Genomic DNA, 17,761 nt, shown 5'->3' with positions numbered 1-17,761 from the left:
CCAATGATTGGGGGCAAAAGGCCAAAGTGACACGTCTGGATTCCACGACGGCAGTCGCGGAATCGCAACCGCACCACCGGGACACCCCGCCCGAGGACGTTTATGTTGTCGAGGCAGGTCTCCTGGCTCGCGGGTCAATGCTGCTGTCCGGCCTTCCCAAAACCTTTGCGGGTCTCAGTGACTTTAATGGACAGCGGCTCACCGCTTACAGTTGCGGGGGCAGCTCCGGCCTTGGCTTAACGCCTCACCGGCTTCCCTCTTAGCTTCGGGCAAACCTTCCCGAAGAACCACGACATGTCCACATATGGGCAACATCGCGCGGCAGTCAACCGAGCTTGCTCGCGCAAGCTGCCCACTCGCAGCAGCGCGTTGAAGACTCCGGAGCTGGAGTGGGCCGTAGCCCCGAGATCAAACGCATCAAGCCCGGCACGAGGCCGGGCTTGCTTAAATGCGAACTACACTTCGTGGATTGCGCTTACGCCCCGTTGAGGAACTGCAGCGGATCGACCGGCGACGAGCCCTTGCGGATCTCGAAGTGAAGCTGCGGCGAAGTAACCTCACCGGACTGGCCGGACTTGCCGATCACCTGACCGCGCTTGATGGTCTCGCCACGCTTCACCATCAGCTCACTCGCATGGGCATATGCGGTGACGTAGCCGTTGGAGTGACGAACGAGGACCAGATTGCCGTAACCCTTCAGCTCGTTGCCGGAATAGGCAACGACGCCATCTTCGGCAGCCTTGATCGGCGTGCCTTCCGGCACGGCGACGTTGATGCCGTCGTTGGACTTGCCATTGGTCTTGGCGCCATAGCCTGTGACCACGCGGCCGCGCACCGGCCAACGGAACGTCGGCAAAGCGCCGGTTGCGTCAGCGGCTTTAGTCGGCGATTCCGGCGCGGTTTCTTCAGGCGTCGTCGTGGCACTTGCCAGACGGGCCTTCTGCGCGGGCTCGGCAGAAGCAACACGGGCCACGGCAGCGGACGTGACCGCGCCAACCGGAGCGGCCGTCACGGCTGCGACGGGCGCAGCAAGCGGCGCGGCCGCGGGAGCCGCAGAAGCCGCAGAAGCCGTACGCGCGCCCGGTATCGTAATCTTGGAGCCGAGCTTCAACTGGGCAGTCGGCGCCAGACCATTGGCGCGTGCGAGTTCGGCCACCGGCACGTTGTTCCGGCGCGAGATGCTCATTAGCGTATCGCCGCGATTGACAAAATGCGTGGTCGACGCGCCGACAGCAGGTTTGTTCGGAGCAGCGGCAACGGCCGGAGTTGCCGCAGCGCCCTGGCGCGGAATGATCAGCGACTGGCCGGGCGACAGCGCGCGGGGACCCTTGTAGCCATTGGCCTGCAGGATCGCAGCCGACGAGACGTTGTAGCGTTTCGCCAGACCATCGAGCGTATCGCTGGTGCCGACGATGATCGAGGTGCCGCCATCACGGGCAAGGCCGTTGGTCGCTGCAACCGAGCGCGGTGCCGTGGAGCCGGTGGTTTCGATCGGCGCACGTGCGGGCGGCGGCGTATACATACCGTTGCCGCCCCCGCTGACGGGAGCAGCCGACGCAACCGGACGAGCTGTCGGATAGGACTGCGGCGCCGAGATCGGCGGCGGCAAAGCCTGGGATTGATACTGCGGCTGCGGATTATAGGCCGGGCGCTGATATTGTGGCAGTTCCTGACGCTCGACCGGCGCGCGCGGTGCGCGCTGCGGTACCGAGCCGGTGGTTTCACCTTGCCAGCCAAAGCCACGGGACTGACCTGAGTCAAAATTTGGATTCTGAGATAGCCGTGTCTGCATGTCGGCGCTGCAGCCGGCAAAACCGATAGACATCAGCGCCAGCACCGCGACCTGCGGAGCGCGGCGCGAGTAAAGCAACTCGACAACGCTGGACATTGGTTACTCACTCATACGCAACAAACAACTGAATTGAGTAAACACCGTCTCCGTTACCAAGCCTTTAACCTTGCGACCAACACGTGACAGCCGTTCACGAACTTTTTTCAGAGTTCGCGCGCGATGCCCGGAAGTGCAGGCACGAAACGTACATCCACGAGCTCCTTTCGCTCCAATCCATCCCCGGTTTTGCGGATCCGGACCAGGGTCTGGACGCCATTATGAGGACCAACCGGCGCAAGCAGAATACCCCCCTCCTCAAGCCGATCGGTCAGCGCCACCGGCACCTCCTCCACTGCGGCGGTCACGACGATCCGGTCAAACGATCCCAAATTGGCAGCCGGGTTGAGGCCGTCGCCGAGCATGACCTCGATATTGTGGAGGCCGAGTGCCTCCAACCGGGTCCGGGCGGCGTCGGCCAGCGTGCGATAGCGCTCGATGCTGAGCACGTCGCGGACGAGCTTTGACAGGATCGCGGCCTGGTAGCCCGATCCCGTGCCGACCTCGAGCACACGGTGACCAGCATTCAATTGCAGCTGTTCGGTCATATAGGCCACCACGAAGGGCTGGCTGATGGTCTGACCGCAGGCAATGGCCAAGGCCGTATCGCGCCACGCGTGGGCGCGATCGTTCGGCTCGACGAAGCGATCACGCGGAATATCCTCCATTGCGCGCAGCACCAGCCGATCGCTGATCCCACGGCGCCGCAGACCAAGCTGAAACGTCATCTGTTCGGGCGGCTGTCCGACGGTAATCATGGAAATGCCTCACGCAGCACAGGTTAGAAACACTCTCGATCTAGCAAAGATAGATTGATGTATTTCTGCGATCGGAACCGGGATAGCCTTACGACAACTTTTATTGTTCCGCGCGCGGAACCAGCAACATACGAGCCTGTTATGGGCGGGGCGCTGAAATCCTGATCTTGCTCTATCTGGTACCGAACACGCGACTGCGTCTTTGGGTCACGAAAATGGCAATGCGTCGAGATTGCGTTCAACCCGGGAATTTGCGATTTTGTTCAGAGGATTGGGGCAAGGAAACCGGCCATGACTGCAACGAACCCGCCGGGCGGCTCCGTCTTCCTGGTCGAAGACGAGGTCATGATCCGCATGATGGTCGCCGATATGCTCGAGGAACTCGGCTACAGCGTGGCCGCGGAAGCCGGCGACATCAACGAGGCGATCAGGCTGGCTGGGTCTGCGAAGTTCGACATCGCGATCCTCGACGTCAACGTCAACGGCAAGGTGATTTCGCCGGTCGCCGAAGTGATCGCATCGCGCAACCGCCCGTTCATCTTCGCGACTGGCTACGGCGCGCAAGGCCTGCCGGAAGAGTTTCGTGACCGCCCGACGCTGCAGAAGCCTTTCCAAATGGAAACGCTGGCGCAGGTCCTGTCCACGACGCTCAAGGGCGTTGCGGTTTAGGCGAGCCCACTCGCCTATCTCGAAATCTCAGCCAAGCGCCTTGGTCAGCGCTTCGGAGAATACATCGTCCGTACGATCGAGCCGCAGCGGCGTAACGGATACATAGCGCGCAGCAAGGGCTGCGAGATCGGTGCCCTCCAGCGGGGCTTCCGCGGCGACGATGCGCTCGAAACCGATCCAGAAATACGGATTGTTGCGGCCATCGCGCCGCTCATCGACGCGCAAAAAGCCCTGATTGCGCTTGCCCTGCCGGGTGACGACGACACCTTTCACCTCGTCGGCCGCGCAGGCCGGGAAGTTGACGTTGATGACGGTGTTCTTCGGAACGCTCGCCTTGATGACCTTGCGCAGCACGTCCGGCCCATATTTCAACGCGGTCTCCCATTGCGGGTTGTGACGCGTTTCCATCGAGAATTCCTGGCTCAACGCCACCGACGGAATGCCGAGAATGGTGCCCTCGAGCGCACCGGCGATGGTACCGGAATAGACCACGTCCTCGGCGACGTTGCGGCCCTTGTTGACGCCGGACAATACGAGATCTGGCTGCTTGTCTTTCAGGATATGACGCGCGCCCATGATGACGCAGTCGGTCGGCGTGCCGCGCACGGCATAGTGCCGGGGGCCAACTTCACGCAACCGCAGCGGATCGTTAAGCGATAACGAATGCGACACACCGGACTGATCGAGCTCGGGCGCCACCACCCAGACATCATCCGACAATTCCTTGGCGATCTGCTCGATGATCTTCAGGCCGGGGGCGTGAATGCCGTCGTCATTGGTGCAGAGAATGCGCATTCGTGAGGTGCCTTTTCGATCGGGAGGGCCGCTGGCCGGCACCGGTTTTTGCCAGCATGTACCGGCTTTTGCCACCCCCATTTTGGGCGCTGCTTGTGCGCAGCCATGGCTGTCTTGAAGGCGATTTTTCCCGCGGGCCGGAACATTTCGGCGTCGCCGGGATTTTTAACTTAGGTAGGTGAGTGCCAGTTGCGTCTGAAGCATGCGCGCTCGACCCGGATGGCCTTGGTCGCAGCGCCCCACAGGGCGACGGAGATGGCGAAACAGCTCGAACGGGTGTTGATCATCGGATTGCCGGCGATCGCGGTTGTCGCCCTGACGGGGTGGCTGCTGCTTCCCAGATTGGCCGAGACCAAGCCCGATCTCACCCTCAATACGGCGGTAGTGGCAACTATGCCCGACGAGTTGAGTGAGGAGGACTTTGCCAAACCCACTCCTTCACAACTCGTCAGCGTCCCCGACGCCGCGGAGCTCACCCGTCTCAGCCTCTCCCGCCAATCGTTTCGCCGCGGCGGCCTCGGTTCCAGGGCGCTGATGACGTTCACCGTGCGCAACGCCAACGACTATCCGGTCAAGGACCTCGAAATCGCTTGCGCCTTCCGCAGCAGGGATGGGCGCTATGTGACGGAGCGTCGCCGCGTCATCGCGGAGACCGTCAGCACGAAAAGCCGCAAGGCGTTTCCGATGACGCATATGGGCTTTGTCAACATAAAAGCCGAGAAAGCCAAATGCGCGCTGGTCACAGCCAGCCGCGCCTGAGCGGCTGGCGCGCGACGACGCCTAGCTGGCCTGAACCACCTTGAGGCCGCCCATATAAGGCTGCAGCACATCCGGAACGGCGATCGAGCCGTCTTCCTGCTGATAGTTTTCCATCACGGCGATCAGCGCGCGACCGACGGCGGTGCCCGAACCATTCAGAGTGTGCACGAAGCGCGGTTTGCCATCCGGCCCGCGCGAGCGCGCATCCATGCGACGCGCCTGGAAATCGCCGCAGACCGAACAGGACGAAATCTCGCGGTAAGCACCGCCCTCGCCCTGGCCCGGCATCCAGACCTCGATGTCGTAGGTCTTCTGCGCGGCGAAGCCCATATCGCCGGTGCACAGCGTCATCACGCGGTAATGCAGACCAAGCCGGCGCAGCACTTCCTCGGCGCAAGACAGCATGCGCTCATGCTCGTTCTTGCTTTCCTCGGGCGTGGTGATCGAGACCAGTTCGACCTTGGTGAACTGGTGCTGGCGGATCATGCCTCGCGTATCGCGGCCGGCAGCGCCAGCCTCGGCACGGAAGCACGGTGTCAGCGCCGTCATGCGCAGCGGCAGTTCTTTTTCGTCAAGGATGGATTCACGGACGAGATTCGTCAGCGGGACTTCAGCGGTCGGGATCAGCCAGAGTTTCTTGGGGATGTTTTGAACCTCTGCTTCTACTCTTGCTATTTCAATATCAAAATCTGCGACTGTATCTTGCTGCTCGATAATCCGTTCGCTTAACAGTGGCTGGGCATCGCCAAACAATGTTCGATCACCAAATTTTTCATACAGTATTTTCAGTTTCTGCAAGTGCGCTCTGAACATGGTTCGATTGGCCCGCAGTACATCGAGATGCGCAAGCTTCGCATTTTCGGTCGAGAATTGATCGTCTTCGAATTTTGGCAACTGCGCAGTGCCAAACATCGCATCGTCGCGAACCAAGAGCGGTGGGTTCACTTCCGTGTAGCCATGCTCATTCGTATGCAGATCGAGCATGAACTGCCCGATGGCACGCTCCAGTCGTGCAAGGCCTTTCTTGAGCACGACGAAGCGTGCGCCCGAGAGGTTGGCCGCGGCCTCGAAATCCATGAAGCCCAAGGCTTCGCCGAGCTCATAATGCGGTTTCGGCGTGAACGCGTAGTTGCGCTTGGCACCGAAGTGATGGCGCTCGACATTGCCGTGTTCGTCAACACCCTCAGGCACTTCGTCGAGCGGCAGGTTCGGGATTTCAGCAAGCGCGACCTTGAGCTTATCCTCGGTGTCCTTCACCGCGGCTTCCATCGCCGGCATCGTCGTCTTGAGCTCGGTGACCTCGGCCATCAGCGCATTGGCGCGCGCCTCGTCCTTGGTCTTCTTGGCCTCGCCGATTTCCTTCGAGGCCGCGTTGCGACGAGCCTGCGCCTGCTCGGACGCAAGGATCGCGGTCCGGCGCGCTTCATCGATCCCCAACAGCGATGCCGACAGTGGCGCCAGCCCCCGCCGCTTCAGCGCAGCGTCGAAAGCTTCGGGATTGTCGCGGATCGATTTAATGTCGTGCATGACGGGATTCCTGAGCGAAAGCGGCTCTGAGTACCCCGAATAGCTGACATTTGGAACATGAAATGGCGCGATCGCCCCGTTAGTGCGCTCGCAGCAGAAACGCAAGTATTCCAATGCAGGCGACGGCGACACTCACTGCGGTAACGACGATGCCACCCAAGCGCACTGTAAGACGAAGCGTCTGAGCCTCCATGGCTGCCTGCAAATCGTTGCGCGTCGCCAACAATCGCGCGTCCAGATCGGACTTAACAGCGAAGAGATCGGATTTCGTGACAAGCTCGGTCATGATGAAATCCCGTGCCGCTTCGGCATGAGCCTCGGCCTGATTGTTCGCTACCCCGGCTTCGCGGAGCCGCTTGGAATAGCCGAGTGTATCAAATGCAAAGGCCACAATCACCTCCGTAGCAGCGCCCGCTGCACAACTTAAGGTAGATTGCCACAATTGCAATTACAAGAACACGTAGGCGCCTACTCCGCCGGCGTCACGTCCGTGCCGGTCCCCGCCGCAGCCTTGGCAGCAGCGGCCTTGGCGGCATTCTTCTCGACCATGCTGACCGCGATAATCGAACCTTCGTAGAGGATCAGCAGCGGGATTGCGAGGGAGGCCTGGCTGATCACATCGGGCGGCGTCAGCACGGCCGCGATAACGAAAGCGATGACGATGAAGTAGCGGCGCTTTTCGCGCAGCTGCTTCGACGTGAGGATGCCGATGCGGCCAAGCAGTGTCAGGATGACGGGGAGCTGGAAGGCGATGCCGAAGGCGAAGATCAACGACATCATCAGCGAGAGATATTCGCCGACCTTGGGCAGCAGCGCGATCTGCGCGGTATCGGAGCTTCCGGTCTGCTGCATGCCCAGCGAAAACCGGATTAGCATCGGCAGCACCAGGAAATAGACCAGCAGCGAGCCCAACGCGAAGAAGAACGGCGTCGCGATCAGATACGGCAGGAACGCGCCCTTCTCGTGCTTGTAGAGGCCGGGCGCCACGAACATGTAGATCTGCGCGGCGATCACGGGGAAGGAGATGAACCCAGCGCCGAACATCGCGAGCTTCAGCTGGGTCAGGAAGTATTCCAGCAGCGCCGTGTAGATGAATTTCGAGTTCTCGGGGCCGGCGACCCAGACGAACGGCCAGACCAGCACGTTGTAGATCTGCTTGGCGAAGAAGAAGCAGAAGATGAAGGCCACGGCAAATGCGAGCAGCGCCTTGATCAGCCGCGACCGCAGCTCGATCAGGTGGTCCATCAAGGGAGCCTTGGAGGCTTCGATATCTTCGGCACTCATGACGCTTTGGCGTCCTTCAGAACGTCGGGATTGGCCGCGTCGGGGGCTGCCGCGCCATCATTAGCAGGAGCGTGGGTTTCGACCGGCGACGGCTGCACTTCCCGGGTAATGGCCAGCGGCTCGTTTACCGCAGCAGTTTCCTGCGCATGCGTCTCGGCCTCAACGAAGGTCTCGGGTGTAGGCGGCTCGGGCGTGGTGGGCACGGCCGGAGGCGTGTCGAGATTGTCAGCCTTGTCGATGGCCATGGCGTCGCTGACGTCCTTGGTCAGCGAGGTCATGATGTTGTTGGTGGTGAAGCCGGAAGCGACATCCTTCACGTCGTCGAAGGCCTTTTTGACGTCGGCCATTTCGGCTTCGCGCATCGCCTCGTTGAACTGGCCCTGGAATTCCGAGGCCATCTTGCGGGCCTTGCCCATCCACTGCCCGACCATGCGCAGCACGCCGGGCAGTTCTTTCGGGCCGATGGCAATCAGCGCGACGACCGCGATGACGACCAGTTCACTCCACCCGATATCGAACATGAAAAAATCCGCTCACGCGGGGCTGGATGTGCCCGCGTCTCCTTCAATGGCCGCCGCGATCCCCAAGGACAATCCCTTCGGAACCTCAGACAACCTTGCTGCCGACGTCCGTACGGTTGGCGGTCGGCGCCGGCGGGGTCTGGTCGATGGTGCGAACCGGCTCGGTCGGCTTGTCTGCCGGCTTGTCGTCGTCCGCCATGCCCTTCTTGAAGGCCTTGATACCCTGCGCAACGTCGCCCATCAGGTCGGAAATCTTGCCGCGCCCGAACAACAGCAGGACCACTCCGATCACGACGATCCAGTGCCAAATGCTGAGTGAACCCATCCTGCTAACCCTCCAAACACGCGGCCAGTCGCCCGGCCTGATCTGACCGGAACGTAGGCTGCGGGGGTGTCAAAAACAAGGACTTAACCCTCGTGGAATCGCGGATGTCGCGGCGCAATGCCGCGAGCGTTAATGCCGCGATCAGTGCTTGCGGTCGTCGTCCCGGTCGGTTGCGTCCGGCTCAGCGTCATCCGGCTCATCTTCGTCCTGATCGTCCTCGTCGTCTTCCGCGTCGTCGGAATCGTCTTCATCGTCGTCGAGTTCGGCCGTTTCGGGCTCAGCGGTCTCGTCTTCATCCGACTCGGGCTCTCCGACTTCAGCCGCTTCGGCCTCGCCTTGCTCGGGCTCGATCACGTCGAGATCGCGCGCTTCAAGTTCCGCGACCTCGGCCGCTTCGCTCTCTGGCTCCACAACATCTGCCGTTTCAGTGAATTCGGCCTTGGCCTCGGCAAATGCCTGGGCCTCACCAGCGTATCCGACAGTCCCGGCTTCGGGTTCCTTGAGCTGCAGTTCGGGGAATTCCGGATCGGGTGCTGACAGCGCCAGTTCCAGTTCGCCGCCCTCCAGCGGATCCTCGTCCTCGCGGAGCGTCGGATCGTCGGACGGATTGGGCACGCTGAAGCCGGACGGCAGCCGCGAATCCAGCAGACCCGTGCCCTTTAGTTCCTCAAGACCCGGCAGATCGCCGAGTGCCTCAAGACTGAACTGCGACAGGAAGCTCTCGGTGGTACCGAAGGTCAGCGGACGGCCCGGCGTCTTGCGACGGCCGCGCGGCTTGATCCAGCCGGTTTCCAGCAGCACGTCAAGCGTGCCCTTGGAGGTGATGACGCCGCGAATGTCTTCGATTTCGGCACGGGTCACCGGCTGGTGATAGGCAACGATAGCGAGCACTTCGATCGCCGCACGCGACAGCTTGCGGGTTTCGGTGGTCTCGCGGGTCATCAGCCAGGACAGGTCACCGGCGGTGCGGAACGTCCACTTGTTGGCGACGCGAACCAGATTGACGCCGCGCATGGCGTAATCGGCCTGCAACTGCGCCAGTGCCGCCTTGATATCGACGCCATCCGGCATGCGCTTGGCCAGCGCGGACTGGTCGAGCGGCTCGGTGGATGCGAACAACAGCGCTTCAAGCAGGCGCAATTCTTCGGGGCGCGCTTCCGACTGGACCTCGGATTGTCCCTCGGACTGCACGATCTGATCCTCGACATCGTCGATGCGTTTCTCGGCGAGGCTTGCCATGTCTGGATCTCCTTCTTCCACTTACTCGGCCGGAACTTCCGGCTCCACCTGCACAGGCTGGGCGATGTGCTTGCGGAAATACAAAGGCGCGAATGCTTCTTTCTGGCTGAGGTCGAGCGTGCCCTCACGGACCAGTTCAAGCGCAGCTGCAAAACTCGAGGCCATCACCGTCGCGCGCTGCGCGGGGTCGGCGACGTAAGCCAGCAGATATTCGTCGAGGCGGCTCCAGTCCTCTGCCATGCCAACCAACCGTTCCAGCGAGGCGCGCGCTTCGCTCAGCGACCAGACGGTGCGCTTGGCGAGATGGACGCGCGTCAGCACGCGAGCCTGGCGCTGGGTCGCATAGGCCGACAGCAGATCGTAAAGCGTCGCCGTGAAGCGCGGATGCTTCACCTCGGCGATCGACTCGGGAACGCCGCGCGGAAAGATGTCGCGGTTGAGCTGCGGCCGGGTCATCAGCCTGTTCGAGGCCTCGCGGATGGCTTCGAGGCGGCGCAGCCGGTTGGCCAGCGCGGTCGCCATATCCTCGGCGCTCGGGCCTTCGCCCGGCACCGTCGTATCCGGCAGTAGCAGGCGCGACTTCAGGAATGCCAGCCACGCCGCCATCACCAGATAGTCGGCAGCCAGTTCCAGACGGATCTTCCGCGCGGCTTCGATGAACAGCAGATACTGGTCGGCCAGCGCGAGGATCGAAATCTTGTGCAGGTCGACCTTCTGTTGCCGCGCAAGCGCGAGCAATAGGTCGAGCGGGCCTTCGTAACCTTCGACGTCGACGACCAGCGACGGCTCGTCGTCGGGAACGACCTCGGCCGGCAGTCCGGTCTCAAACGACAAAATCTCAGCGCTCATGCACTTGCTCCTGCTCGAGCGATCAAGGCGTCCAGTTCCGCGCGGCCAGCGGCGCGGTCGAACGGCTGCGGCTGACCGCGGGCAGCGATGGCCGCCTTGGCGCGCTCAAGCGCCTTCCCAGCCAGAACCGGGGTCTCGCTGACGACGTCGCGCATCTCGTCCAGCTTGCCGTTGCAATGCAGGACCATGTCGCACCCGGCGCTGACGATCGCCCGCGTGCGTTCCGCGATCGATCCCGCCAGAGCATTCATGGACACGTCATCACTCATCAACAAACCCTGGAACCCGATACTGCCGCGAATCACCTGTTCGATGATTGTCGCAGAAGTCGTGGCCGGTTGGGTGGCGTCCAGAGCGCTAAACACAACATGTGCAGTCATCGCCATGGGCAGGTCGGCGAGCGGACGAAATGCTTCGAAATCAGAAGCTTCGAGCTCACTTCTCGCGTTATCTACGATCGGTAATTTGAAATGGGTATCGGCGGTCGCCCGACCATGGCCGGGAATGTGTTTGAGCACCGGTAGAATGCCACCTTGCGACAGACCTTCGGTCACGGCGCGCGCAATAATCGCGACCTTGCCGGGCTCGGTGCCATAGGCGCGATTGCCGATCACGGCATCAGCGCCTTCCACCGGGACGTCTGCCAGCGGCAGGCAGTCCACGGTGATACCGAGGTCCACAAGGTCACTCGCTATGAGCCGTGAGCTGAGCCAGGCCGCCCTGAGGCCTGCTTCCGGGTCGGCATCGTAGAGAACACTGAACACGGCGCCGGGTGGATAGACCGGCCAATGCGGTGGCCCCAGGCGCTGGACCCGACCGCCTTCCTGATCGATCAGGACTGGCGCATCGAGATCACCGGTCGTGTTTCGCAATTCTTCTACAAGTCGAGCAACTTGGGCGGGATTATCGACATTGCGCTTGAAGAGAATGAAGCCCCACGGCCGTTCCGCGCGCAGAAATGCGCGCTCTTCAGCGGTCAGTTCCAGCCCAGATACACCGGTGATGAATGCGCGTGTGCTCATGGGGCCGATTAGCCCCCATCAACGCCCAGGGTCAAGGAAACGGCCGTTAATTCCTTTGGACGACGCACTGTCCGCCGGCAGATTTCAGGTTCCCGCAGACCTGTGACGCTTCGTCCTGCGAGCCGAACGGTCCAACCATGGCCCGATAATAGGTCCCCTTGTCGCCAAGGTCGGCCTTCTTGATCAACGGCGCACGCGATCCCAGCACCGAGGGGAACTTGGTCTGTAGGGCACGGAACGACGCCTGCGCATCGCCCTCCGACCGCTGGGACGATACCTGGACCACATAGCCGCCGCTGGAGGCGACTGGGGCCGCCTGCTGGGTCGGGTTGGTCGAGGCCATACGCGAGGGCGCCGGAGGAGCGGCTGCAGCCGGAGGCGCGGCCTGCGGCGACAGTGACATCGGGGCATTGGCTGATGCGTTGGCATTGGTCGCGCGCGGTGCCGCAGCGGGCGCGGCTGCAGGAACCGCTGCCGGAGCGGCGATGCGGGCCGGCGCCTGACGCGCGGCCGGTGTGGCCCCGGCGTCGGACTGGTCACCCTTGACGGCAAAAGTACGGATCTTGCGGGGCTCATCGCCCTGCATCGCGCCATTGCCGACCATCGGCTTGTTGGATGGCGACACGCTGGCGGTGGATGGCGGGTTGGCGTTCTGGTTCAGCGGCGGGAACACCACACGCGGACCAGCCTTGGTGGCATCCTGCACGTTGACGGGCTGCTCTTCGCGCGACACCAACCGCTCGGGGGCTGCGCCGCCGAGACGATCTTGAATCGGCTTGCCGTCGGCCGCGGCTGTCGCCGACGGCGGGACGATCTTGTTTGGACCGGGCTCGGCCTTGATCACCGGCGGTTCGCCAGTGCGCGCCGACCCCATAAATGTACGATAGGCGAAGGCAGCACCGGTACCGACTACGGCCAGCGCCAGCACGACGGCGACGGTCGCCATGCCACCGCGACGCTTCGGCGCCTCTGCCTGCTCGGCATAGCCGTCCTGATAGGCGTAAGGATCGTCCTGGTATTGATCGTCGTGCGGATGCTGGGCCTGTGCGCCATCGGCGTGGCCATATAGCGCATCGTCATAACGATTGGGATCATGCGGCGCGTGAGCCTGGTCGTACTGGCCCTGATAGTCCTGCGCCTGATGATCCGTATGCGCGGCAAATGCCGGCGCCTGATGATAATCGGCCTCCGGCTGCAGATGCTGCGGCTCCTGATGCTGAGCGCCGTAACGCTGCACTGGATGAAGATTTTCGAATTCCTGCTGCTGCGGCTCGTGGGCTGCTGCACGCTGCATCCATGGCGGCGGGCCGGGCTGCGCGGGTTCTTCCTCATATTCCGGCTCGTCCTGATAGGCCGGTTCAGCCTGGCGCGGCGCAGGCGCAGGGCGGCTGTTGCTCGCGAACGGGTCGGTTTGCCCGATCAGCCGCGCGAGCTCGGCGAGCGGATCGCCCTCGCCCTTCGTCCGCGATTGAGCGTCGCGGCCGTAATCGTCATCCGCTGGGAAAGGTCGGTTCTGGTATCGATTAGCCATTGTGATGTCGCATCCCCTTCGGGAAAGCCGCCAACCCGCTTTTCAAACGAAACAGCTGCTATCAAGAACCACCCACAGATCCCCATGTGAGCGGCCGTCCCCTGTCTACCGCATCTCGTCCGGTGCGGTGACGCCGAGAACGGCGAGGCCCGAAGCCAGGACTGAGACGACGCTCTGGACGAGTGCCAATCGCGCTTTGGTAAGTTCTGCATCATTAGTGATAATGAAGCGTAAATGAGGCATATCGCGTCCGCGCGTCCAGAGCGCATGAAATTCGCTGGCGAGATCATACAGATAGAAAGCGATCCGGTGCGGCTCGTGCGCCGTGGCCGCAGATTCTATCATCCGTGGGTACAATGCTAACTGCCGCATCAGGCCCAACTCGGCGATATCGTCGAGCCGCTCCATCGCCGCGTCTTTTAGATAGGCAATGCGCGCCTCGGTTTCCAGAGGCAGGTCGGCCAGCATCTCCCGCGCATTGCGGAAGATCGAATGGCCGCGGGCATGCCCGTACTGGACATAGAAAACCGGATTGTCCTTGGACTGCTCGATCACCTTGGCGAGGTCGAAATCCAGCACCGCGTCGTTCTTGCGGAACAGCATCATGAAGCGCACTGCGTCGGAGCCGACCTCGTCGACCACTTCGCGCAGGGTGACAAAATCGCCGGAGCGCTTCGACATCTTCACCGGCTCGCCATTGCGCAACAGCTTCACAAGCTGCACGATCTTGACGTCGAGTTCAGCCTTCCCTGCCGTTACCGCCTTGATCGCCGCCTGCACACGCTTGATATAGCCGCCGTGATCGGCGCCCCAGACGTCGACCATGTTGAGGAAGCCACGGTCGAACTTGGTCTTGTGATAGGCGATATCGGACGCAAAATACGTGTAGCCGCCATCCGACTTCAGCAGCGGACGATCGACATCGTCGCCATAGGCCGTGGCGCGGAACAGGGTCTGCTCGCGGTCCTCGTAGTCGTCGATGGGTTTCCCCTTCGGCGGCGGCAGCCGGCCGATATAGACGTCACCCTTGCCGCGCAGGAATTCGATCGTTGCGCCGACCATGTCGGTACCGCCATCGATCAGTGAACGCTCGGAAAAGAACACTTCGTGGGAGATGTTCAGTGCGGCGAGATCGCCCTTGATCATCTCCATCATCATGGAAATGGCCTTGGCGCGCGTGATCGGCAGCCACTTGTCCTCGGGCATCTGGTTCAGCGCAGCGCCGTACTCAGCCACGAGCGCCTGCCCCACCGGCACCAGATAGTCGCCCGGATACAAGCCTTCCGGAATATCGCCGATGGCTTCGCCGAGCGCCTCGCGGTAACGCAAATGCGCGGAGCGCGCGAGTACGTCGACCTGCGCACCGGCGTCGTTGATGTAGTATTCGCGGGTAACGTCATAACCGGCGCAATCGAGTAGACTCGCCAGCGCATCGCCGAATACGGCGCCGCGGCAATGGCCAACATGCATCGGTCCCGTCGGATTGGCCGACACGTATTCGACATTGACCTTCTCACCGGCTCCGACGGCACTCCGGCCATACGAGGCACCGTCGCGCAGCACCGCGCGCAGCGCATCGGCCCAGGCCGACGACTTCAGCGTGAGATTGATGAAGCCGGGTCCGGCGACATCCACCGACGTCACCAGATCGTCTTCGCACAGCTTCGCAGCGATAGCGTCAGCCAGATCGCGCGGCTTGGCTTTCGCCTCTTTCGCCAGCACCATCGCGGCATTGCTCGCCATGTCCCCATGCGACGCATCCTTGGTCGGCTCGACGACGACGCGCGACAGATCGATGCCGGCGGGCAACACGCCTTCACTGACGAGGGCGTTGCAGATCGCGTGAACGCGCGCGAGCACGTTGGCGAACAGATGCGGGGTCGGAATAGTCGAGGCCATGGCGATACGGGAACCAGCTTGCGCCGGAGGATTCCGGCAGGATTGCATCAGGATGGAATAGCGGTTTCGGGGGCCTTCCGCCAATTCTTTGACGGCCGATCCGCCAAGTGGGCAAGGATCGAAATCTGCAGCCCCGAAAGGCACTTAGAGGCTTTCGCCTAACGCAATTCGGGGGTCGAGTCAAAGAGCCGGATATGTTCGGTGATGGCAAAACGGTCGGTCATCCCGGCAATGAAATTGCCGATCCGGCGCGCCTGTTCGCCCTCCGATTCCGGCTCGGCGCCTTCAGGGGGCAGCCATTCCGGCGGTAGATCCTCGGGCGCGCGCTGATAGCGTGCGAACAGGTCGGTAACCAGACATTCCGCCTCTACCATCACCCGCATGACACGCTCATGGCGATACATGTGCTGCCAGAGGAAGGCCTTGATCCCAGCCTCGGCTTCTGCTGCGTTAGCACGAAACGCGACGAGCTTGCGCCCGCAGCGGCGAATGTCCTCCGCGGATTTCGGCAGCACCGCGCCGAGTCGTTGCTCCGTCTCACCGACGACCGCGCCAATCAGATAGGAAATCAACTCGCGCACCAGTTCGGCGCCGCGGCGGCTCTCGTCGAGACCGGGATAGCGCGTGTCGATCTTGGCGATCATGTCTTGCGTCAGCGGCATCGCCTTGAGGTCATCGACGGTGAACAGCCCGGCGCGCAATCCATCGTCGATGTCATGAGCGTCATAGGCGATATCATCTGCAATCGCCGCAACCTGAGCCTCCATTGACGCGAAGCTCGACAGCTCCAGATCAAAGGTGCGGTCATATTCGGTGATCCCGAATGGCACGCCGTGAGTGGCATAACGTCCGACCGGCGCGCCTAACGCGTCGGTCAGAGGCCCGTTGTGTTTGACGATGCCTTCGAGGGTTTCCCAGGTCAGATTGAGGCCATCGAACTCGGGATACCGATGCTCCAGCGACGTGACGAGGCGCAGGGTCTGGGCGTTATGATCGAAGCCGCCATGGGCCTCGAGACAGGCGTCCAGCGCCCGCTCGCCGGCATGGCCGAACGGCGGATGGCCGATGTCATGGGCCAGCGCCAGGGTCTCGGTCAGGTCCTCGTCGAGGCCCAGTTGCCGGGCCACGGCGCGGGCGATCTGCGCCACCTCCAACGTGTGGGTGAGACGGGTGCGGTAATGATCGCCCTCATGGAACACGAAGACCTGGGTCTTGTGCTTGAGCCGGCGAAACGCAGTCGAGTGGATGACCCGGTCGCAATCCCGGCGAAACGCGCTGCGGGTCCGGCTCGGAGCCTCGGAAAACAGCCGTCCACGGCTGCGATCGGGGTCGCAGGCATAGGGTGCGCGGGGAGCAGCCATTCCGACCGACACGGCGTGTTTATCCTTGATCCAATTGATTCCTGAGCCTGCCGCACTTAACTATGGGGAGCGGCAGATTCAAATGGTTCGAATCCTGCCCGGAGAGCCAGATATGACCGACACTGCAGTCACCGAGGCCCCCCTCACCGTCAGCGCGCGTGCTGCGCGCCGGATCGGCGAGATCCTCAAGACCGAAGGCAACGGCGCCATGCTCCGCGTGTCGGTTGAAGGCGGCGGCTGCTCCGGCTTCCAGTACAAGTTCGACGTCGAGCGCGCCAAGGCGGACGACGACATCCTGATCGAACGTGACAGCGCCGTGGTGCTGGTCGACCCTTCCTCAGCGCCATTCCTGGCCGGCTCCGAACTCGACTTCGTCGATGACCTGATCGGCGCCTCGTTCCGCGTCGTCAATCCGAACGCGACGGCGTCCTGCGGCTGCGGGACCAGCTTCTCGATCTGACCTCTATTCGGTTCATTTAGATCGGTCTATTTCTCGGCGAACAGCGCCCGCGCGTTGCCGTGCGCGATCTGTTTAGCGACCGCCGGCGGCAGTTGCGCCAGCCAGGCACGATAGCCATCCATAATGTCGCCATAGCTCGCCCAGCGTTCCGGCACCCAGGTGTCGGAGCCCAGCAGGAAGCGATCGGGGTAGCGCTCAAACAGCACGCGCCATTGCGGCGTCAGTCTGCCTGATCCATCCACGATGCCGCTGCGATAGGATAACTCACCCCAGAGCTTTGGATATTTTACCAGCATCGCCGCAACCCGATCCGGCGCGAGGCTAAAGCCGGTATGCGCCCAGATGATCTGCGCGCGCGGATTATGCCGCATCAGGATTTCGACGGCCTCATCGTCCGCATGAGCGTGCAGATAGAGATTGTTGGCGACCGCGAAGTCGACGGTCTTCTTGACCATCTCGGTATCGGCCGCCTTGCCGGTCAGATGGAATTCGCCGACACCGCGATAGTAGCCGCGCTTGAACTCCTCCTGCACGAGATCGAAGATTACGGGATCGTTGAACCAGCTGCCGATATCGGCGCGCACGCGATACGGCCGGATGAACGGCACGACCTGCAGATCGCCTGCCTTGCCGCTGGCCTTGCCGTCCATCAGCACATGGGTGCCGGTGTTCGGGCGGCTGGTGGCGAGAATCCCGGTGACGCGATTCTTCCTGAAAACCTCCAACACTTCGTCGGGCTGGTAATACGGCTTCGGCTCCCAGTTGTAATGCATATGGGCGTCGAAGATTTCGATCCGATCGTCGGCACGGACCGGCGCGACAACGAGTGCGGCCAGCAAAGCGGCCACAGTGAGTGTTCTCACCGGCATTGAAG

Annotated in this window: 18 protein-coding genes and 1 riboswitch; of the genes, 3 read left to right on the top strand and 15 right to left on the bottom strand. The window is 62.3% G+C overall.

Annotated features, from left to right (window positions below):
- Window positions 1-95 precede the first annotated feature (95 nt).
- Window positions 96-307: riboswitch (cobalamin riboswitch) on the bottom strand.
- Window positions 308-475: 168 nt separating this feature from the next.
- A complete protein-coding gene (locus AB8B20_RS02480; RefSeq protein ID WP_439071571.1) occupies window positions 476-1,888 on the bottom strand; it encodes a peptidoglycan DD-metalloendopeptidase family protein in 1,413 nt (470 codons plus the stop codon).
- A 107-nt stretch (window positions 1,889-1,995) separates the two neighbouring features.
- Entirely contained in the window at window positions 1,996-2,646 is a 651-nt protein-coding gene (locus AB8B20_RS02475; protein ID WP_244558313.1) for a protein-L-isoaspartate(D-aspartate) O-methyltransferase, read from the bottom strand.
- Between the two features lie 291 nt (window positions 2,647-2,937).
- On the opposite strand from AB8B20_RS02475, the gene AB8B20_RS02470 reads away from it, so the two are divergent.
- Window positions 2,938-3,315 (top strand): response regulator, encoded by a 378-nt coding sequence (locus AB8B20_RS02470; protein WP_093758704.1) that lies wholly within the window; start codon window positions 2,938-2,940, stop codon window positions 3,313-3,315.
- 27 nt (window positions 3,316-3,342) lie between these two features.
- On the opposite strand, the gene surE is transcribed toward AB8B20_RS02470, so the two are convergent.
- On the bottom strand, window positions 3,343-4,110 hold the full coding sequence (gene surE, locus AB8B20_RS02465) for a 5'/3'-nucleotidase SurE (protein WP_175367039.1): 768 nt from the start codon (window positions 4,108-4,110) through the stop codon (window positions 3,343-3,345).
- A 255-nt stretch (window positions 4,111-4,365) separates the two neighbouring features.
- Between surE and AB8B20_RS02460 the strand changes: the two genes are divergently transcribed.
- Window positions 4,366-4,869, top strand: a complete 504-nt coding sequence (locus AB8B20_RS02460; protein WP_439071570.1) for a hypothetical protein — start codon at window positions 4,366-4,368, stop codon at window positions 4,867-4,869.
- 21 nt (window positions 4,870-4,890) lie between these two features.
- Here the strand turns inward: AB8B20_RS02460 and serS are convergent, their stop codons facing one another.
- From serS to AB8B20_RS02405, 11 genes are all read right to left on the bottom strand, one after another.
- On the bottom strand, window positions 4,891-6,396 hold the full coding sequence (gene serS / locus AB8B20_RS02455) for a serine--tRNA ligase (RefSeq protein WP_439071569.1): 1,506 nt from the start codon (window positions 6,394-6,396) through the stop codon (window positions 4,891-4,893).
- 79 nt (window positions 6,397-6,475) lie between these two features.
- Window positions 6,476-6,787 (bottom strand): hypothetical protein, encoded by a 312-nt coding sequence (locus AB8B20_RS02450; protein ID WP_231080765.1) that lies wholly within the window; start codon window positions 6,785-6,787, stop codon window positions 6,476-6,478.
- Window positions 6,788-6,864: 77 nt separating this feature from the next.
- Window positions 6,865-7,680 (bottom strand): twin-arginine translocase subunit TatC, encoded by an 816-nt coding sequence (tatC, locus tag AB8B20_RS02445; RefSeq protein WP_089264481.1) that lies wholly within the window; start codon window positions 7,678-7,680, stop codon window positions 6,865-6,867.
- The gene (tatB, locus tag AB8B20_RS02440) at window positions 7,677-8,201 is read right to left on the bottom strand and encodes a Sec-independent protein translocase protein TatB (protein ID WP_439071568.1); all 525 of its coding nucleotides are present in this window, start codon (window positions 8,199-8,201) and stop codon (window positions 7,677-7,679) included. Before tatB ends, tatC begins: the two co-directional genes overlap by 4 nt.
- Window positions 8,202-8,286: 85 nt before the next feature.
- Window positions 8,287-8,526, bottom strand: a complete 240-nt coding sequence (locus AB8B20_RS02435) for a twin-arginine translocase TatA/TatE family subunit (protein WP_068730798.1) — start codon at window positions 8,524-8,526, stop codon at window positions 8,287-8,289.
- Window positions 8,527-8,667: 141 nt separating this feature from the next.
- Window positions 8,668-9,765: an SMC-Scp complex subunit ScpB gene (gene scpB, locus AB8B20_RS02430; protein ID WP_439071567.1), complete on the bottom strand. Its 1,098-nt coding sequence runs from the start codon at window positions 9,763-9,765 to the stop codon at window positions 8,668-8,670.
- Between the two features lie 21 nt (window positions 9,766-9,786).
- Window positions 9,787-10,614 carry a segregation and condensation protein A gene (locus AB8B20_RS02425; RefSeq protein WP_093758709.1) on the bottom strand — a complete coding sequence of 276 codons (828 nt, stop codon included), beginning with the start codon at window positions 10,612-10,614 and terminating at the stop codon, window positions 9,787-9,789.
- Window positions 10,611-11,636 carry a beta-N-acetylhexosaminidase gene (gene nagZ, locus AB8B20_RS02420; protein ID WP_439071566.1) on the bottom strand — a complete coding sequence of 342 codons (1,026 nt, stop codon included), beginning with the start codon at window positions 11,634-11,636 and terminating at the stop codon, window positions 10,611-10,613. The genes AB8B20_RS02425 and nagZ overlap by 4 nt, the downstream gene beginning before the upstream one ends.
- Before the next feature lie 46 nt (window positions 11,637-11,682).
- The gene (locus AB8B20_RS02415; RefSeq protein WP_439071565.1) at window positions 11,683-13,167 is read right to left on the bottom strand and encodes an SPOR domain-containing protein; all 1,485 of its coding nucleotides are present in this window, start codon (window positions 13,165-13,167) and stop codon (window positions 11,683-11,685) included.
- A gap of 105 nt (window positions 13,168-13,272) precedes the next feature.
- A complete protein-coding gene (gene argS, locus AB8B20_RS02410) occupies window positions 13,273-15,066 on the bottom strand; it encodes an arginine--tRNA ligase (protein WP_439071564.1) in 1,794 nt (597 codons plus the stop codon).
- A 158-nt stretch (window positions 15,067-15,224) separates the two neighbouring features.
- Window positions 15,225-16,439, bottom strand: coding sequence for a deoxyguanosinetriphosphate triphosphohydrolase (locus AB8B20_RS02405; protein WP_439071563.1), 1,215 nt, complete (start codon window positions 16,437-16,439; stop codon window positions 15,225-15,227).
- Between the two features lie 100 nt (window positions 16,440-16,539).
- Between AB8B20_RS02405 and erpA the strand changes: the two genes are divergently transcribed.
- Complete coding sequence (gene erpA, locus AB8B20_RS02400; RefSeq protein WP_093758714.1) at window positions 16,540-16,887, top strand: iron-sulfur cluster insertion protein ErpA; 348 nt, start codon at window positions 16,540-16,542, stop codon at window positions 16,885-16,887.
- Between the two features lie 26 nt (window positions 16,888-16,913).
- Here erpA and AB8B20_RS02395 read toward each other — a convergent pair whose 3' ends face one another.
- Window positions 16,914-17,756 carry an amidohydrolase family protein gene (locus AB8B20_RS02395; protein ID WP_439071562.1) on the bottom strand — a complete coding sequence of 281 codons (843 nt, stop codon included), beginning with the start codon at window positions 17,754-17,756 and terminating at the stop codon, window positions 16,914-16,916.
- Window positions 17,757-17,761 lie beyond the last annotated feature (5 nt).

The organism is Tardiphaga sp. 866_E4_N1_4 (assembly GCF_052076075.1).
In the GTDB taxonomy this organism is placed as follows: domain Bacteria; phylum Pseudomonadota; class Alphaproteobacteria; order Rhizobiales; family Xanthobacteraceae; genus Tardiphaga; species Tardiphaga robiniae.
Note: the sequence above shows the minus strand (reverse complement) of the source record. Positions and strands in the feature narration are given on the sequence as shown.

Bases quoted from the DNA above. Each gene is read 5' to 3' on its own strand.
- AB8B20_RS02480 (WP_439071571.1), bottom strand. From the start codon at position 1,888: ATGTCCAGCGTTGTCGAGTTGCTTTACTCGCGCCGCGCTCCGCAGGTC.
- AB8B20_RS02475 (WP_244558313.1), bottom strand. From the start codon at position 2,646: ATGATTACCGTCGGACAGCCGCCCGAACAGATGACGTTTCAGCTTGGT.
- AB8B20_RS02470 (WP_093758704.1), top strand. From the start codon at position 2,938: ATGACTGCAACGAACCCGCCGGGCGGCTCCGTCTTCCTGGTCGAAGAC.
- surE (WP_175367039.1), bottom strand. From the start codon at position 4,110: ATGCGCATTCTCTGCACCAATGACGACGGCATTCACGCCCCCGGCCTG.
- AB8B20_RS02460 (WP_439071570.1), top strand. From the start codon at position 4,366: ATGGCGAAACAGCTCGAACGGGTGTTGATCATCGGATTGCCGGCGATC.
- serS (WP_439071569.1), bottom strand. From the start codon at position 6,396: ATGCACGACATTAAATCGATCCGCGACAATCCCGAAGCTTTCGACGCT.
- tatC (WP_089264481.1), bottom strand. From the start codon at position 7,680: ATGAGTGCCGAAGATATCGAAGCCTCCAAGGCTCCCTTGATGGACCAC.
- tatB (WP_439071568.1), bottom strand. From the start codon at position 8,201: ATGTTCGATATCGGGTGGAGTGAACTGGTCGTCATCGCGGTCGTCGCG.
- AB8B20_RS02435 (WP_068730798.1), bottom strand. From the start codon at position 8,526: ATGGGTTCACTCAGCATTTGGCACTGGATCGTCGTGATCGGAGTGGTC.
- scpB (WP_439071567.1), bottom strand. From the start codon at position 9,765: ATGGCAAGCCTCGCCGAGAAACGCATCGACGATGTCGAGGATCAGATC.
- AB8B20_RS02425 (WP_093758709.1), bottom strand. From the start codon at position 10,614: ATGAGCGCTGAGATTTTGTCGTTTGAGACCGGACTGCCGGCCGAGGTC.
- nagZ (WP_439071566.1), bottom strand. From the start codon at position 11,636: ATGAGCACACGCGCATTCATCACCGGTGTATCTGGGCTGGAACTGACC.
- AB8B20_RS02415 (WP_439071565.1), bottom strand. From the start codon at position 13,167: ATGGCTAATCGATACCAGAACCGACCTTTCCCAGCGGATGACGATTAC.
- argS (WP_439071564.1), bottom strand. From the start codon at position 15,066: ATGGCCTCGACTATTCCGACCCCGCATCTGTTCGCCAACGTGCTCGCG.
- erpA (WP_093758714.1), top strand. From the start codon at position 16,540: ATGACCGACACTGCAGTCACCGAGGCCCCCCTCACCGTCAGCGCGCGT.
- AB8B20_RS02395 (WP_439071562.1), bottom strand. From the start codon at position 17,756: ATGCCGGTGAGAACACTCACTGTGGCCGCTTTGCTGGCCGCACTCGTT.